Here is a 2582-nt window from a genome sequence, read left to right as displayed (position 1 = left end):
CGGCGACATTGATCCTCCGTTCGCCAGCCGCGGCACCAGCACCGCCGAGTGAGACTGCCCGTGTTCCCCGCGTTGAACCCACACCGTTGCCCGCAAGTCGTCCGCTTTCTGAAGACGTTCACCTGACGAAAGAAATCACTAGGTTGCGGACGGAGAACGAGCGACTGCGCAACGAGCTCGCGGCGGCAACATCAAAGCCATCAGACGCCCCGCCGCAGATCGAAGACTTCCAGGAATTCGTAAAGCGATTTTCAATCGAGGTGCAAAAGGAGCTAGTGCAACAGAACAAGGAGAAGTTCTCCGGCTTCCCTGACGGCGGCGTTTACGAACAAAAGAATGTTGTTGAGGTGATGAGCGTGGATCTGAAAAAGTCTGATAGCATCTCGACCCCAATCGTCGGAGTGGCTGCGCTGCGCGATTCGTTCAGCCGAAAGCGAACGCAGCCTGTGCATCCCGTTTCCGCACTTTTTGCGACGAAATCCTATGTTTTCACGTTCGCAAAGAAATCCGGTCAATGGGTTCCGCTCAAACTGACCGTTTCAACGGATTCAATTCTCTCCTTGCCCCAGTCGGACACAACGCACGATGATCACCCTGGAGTTGCTGTTGAGCGACCCGTCTCCTCTTGGATTGAAATAGCCAAACGTGCCAATTAGCGTCTGGAGAAATCAAAAGGGAGTCACTCCTGGATCGTTAAAGGTGGCGTTAAAGGTGACAGTGGCGTTAAAGGTGACAGTGGCGTTAAAGGTGACATCCACCTTTTAAGATTGTCAGCCCAGAAAACCGACCATCATTTCGGTGCTCCATGTTCATCCGCTTCCAGCATCGACGGCGAGACGCGCCATTGATGGCCGGTGTCGGTCACCACGGTGACCGATTTGCGGTTGTGCCGCGTGAGCACGCCGCGGATCACCTCGCCGGCGGGGTTGATGAAGCGAACCCGCTGCCCGATGCGGAAATTCATCATGTTGCCGTGGGCGCGAATCTCCTGCATGAGCCGCAGCCGCTGCACGATGCGGTGGTTTAACTCCACCAGTTCCTCTTCGGTCAGCAAGTCCAGCACCGACAGCACGCGCGGCAGGCCCGGACTGTTTTGCTCCCCGCTGCTCATCCACGCGATTGTCTCCAACACCGACATCCGTGTCGATCGCGCCGGCGGTCGCCGCGAATTGGCTCGTGAAACTTCGGGCGAAGTCCCGCCCGTTTAGCCCCGGCCGCTCGCGGCGGGATCGGGTTTCATGCAAATCGATTTTTTCGCGCTCCGGCGAGCTCGATGATTCGTCGCCGCCGCCCATCTCCAGGCCCGGCCAAACCTTGCACGCGCGCTGCGCTTCGGCGCGGAGCGCCGGCGAAGCACCGATGAAAACATGCTCGGCCCCAACCTGGCGATAATCCGGCCCCAGCGGGCAGGCCGGGTTTGACCCGATGCCGGCGACATAAAACACGCGCTTGTAACTGCTAACTTCCCGACAGCCCGCGGCGTTGGCGAGGGTCTTTGACGCAACCCCGTCAAAATGTCGTTGGGCGTAAGTCCTTATTTTTGAATTGGAGCGCGAAAAAAGCTGGCCTAACTCATGGCCCGGCCGGGAATTAAAAATGGCTCACGCCCGCTCGCCTGCCGAGCGGGGCGGGGTCGGGTGGTACCGCCAGACCTCCCAACCACAAACCTCGCCAGCATTGGGCGGGCTGTCTGGGCCGAGGGGTAGGGAAAAATGACAGACCGTTCACGCTTTCGCCGGCGCGTCCGACGCCATCGCGTCGCGGAGCAATTGCGTGACCCGCGCGCTACCGATTTCCCGTTTGCCAAAGCCCGGCAAAGCGCCGGCGGCCTCGGCGGCGGTCTGGGCTTCGGGATAGTTGCTGACCAGCATCATTTTGACGTTGGGATGCTTGGCGCGGAGCGTGCGGATGACGTCCACGCCTTCGGTTTGATCGAACCCCCAGCCAAGCTCGCGGTTGAGCAGCAGCAGATCGACGCCCTGGGCGAGCATCGTGTCGAGCTCGCGCGCATCGTCGGCTGCGAGAACGGTAGCGGACCGGACGGCCGATGAAACGGCCATTCGTAAATAACTGTTATCCGGGCCGCAGTGACCGACGAGGACAATCTTTTTACTCATGGGGATTACAACCTTTTACAACCGGTGCGACAAACGAAGGTGATGGTTCAGTGAGATTTACGCAGAAAACGTCACAAGGTTCTCCGTCAGGCATCGCTTGGGCCTGCGGATTGACCGCTATGCGAAGTCAGTCTGCGTCGGTTGCTTCGTCTGCGGGTTTTTTCCCATTCGCTGCGGCGCCCGAGCGCCGGAAAATCGCAAGCACCTTGTCAATATGCACCACGAACAGGCGATTGTCGTGCTCCAATTCCACGGGAATCGCTTCGCGGGGGTCGAACAGAACCTTATCATACTGGCGGATGGTCTGGTCCTCATCGTTTTCGATCGCCTTGCCGACGGCGATCACCCGGCCGGTGATGACGGGGATTTCGTGGCTGTCGGGGAGGACGATGCCGCTGCGGGTTTCCCGCTTGTTGTCATCCTTGCGGACAACCACCCGCTTTCCGATGGGTTCGATGATGTCGT

4 protein-coding genes are annotated in these 2582 nt (G+C 59.2%); 1 reads left to right on the top strand and 3 read right to left on the bottom strand.

Annotated features, from left to right (window positions below):
• The first annotated feature begins 8 nt into the window (after positions 1-8).
• A complete protein-coding gene (locus VN887_01235) occupies positions 9-656 on the top strand; it encodes a hypothetical protein (protein ID HXT38624.1) in 648 nt (215 codons plus the stop codon).
• A gap of 134 nt (positions 657-790) precedes the next feature.
• Here the strand turns inward: VN887_01235 and VN887_01230 are convergent, their stop codons facing one another.
• The 3 genes from VN887_01230 to VN887_01220 all read right to left on the bottom strand — a co-directional run.
• Positions 791-1111, bottom strand: coding sequence for a hypothetical protein (locus VN887_01230; GenBank protein HXT38623.1), 321 nt, complete (start codon positions 1109-1111; stop codon positions 791-793).
• 613 nt (positions 1112-1724) lie between these two features.
• Positions 1725-2117 (bottom strand): hypothetical protein, encoded by a 393-nt coding sequence (locus tag VN887_01225; protein HXT38622.1) that lies wholly within the window; start codon positions 2115-2117, stop codon positions 1725-1727.
• 127 nt (positions 2118-2244) lie between these two features.
• Positions 2245-2582, bottom strand: a 338-nt coding sequence (locus VN887_01220) for a co-chaperone GroES (protein ID HXT38621.1), incomplete at its 5' end; no start/stop codon positions are given.

The organism is Candidatus Angelobacter sp. (genome assembly GCA_035607015.1).
In the GTDB taxonomy this organism is placed as follows: domain Bacteria; phylum Verrucomicrobiota; class Verrucomicrobiia; order Limisphaerales; family AV2; genus AV2.
The sequence above is the reverse complement of the archived record's forward strand: the minus strand, read 5'-3'. Positions and strand labels throughout refer to the sequence as shown.

What these genes read in the sequence shown, in the direction of transcription:
- VN887_01225 (HXT38622.1), bottom strand. Translation starts at nt 2,117, where the DNA reads ATGAGTAAAAAGATTGTCCTCGTCGGTCACTGCGGCCCGGATAACAGT.
- VN887_01230 (HXT38623.1), bottom strand. Translation starts at nt 1,111, where the DNA reads ATGAGCAGCGGGGAGCAAAACAGTCCGGGCCTGCCGCGCGTGCTGTCG.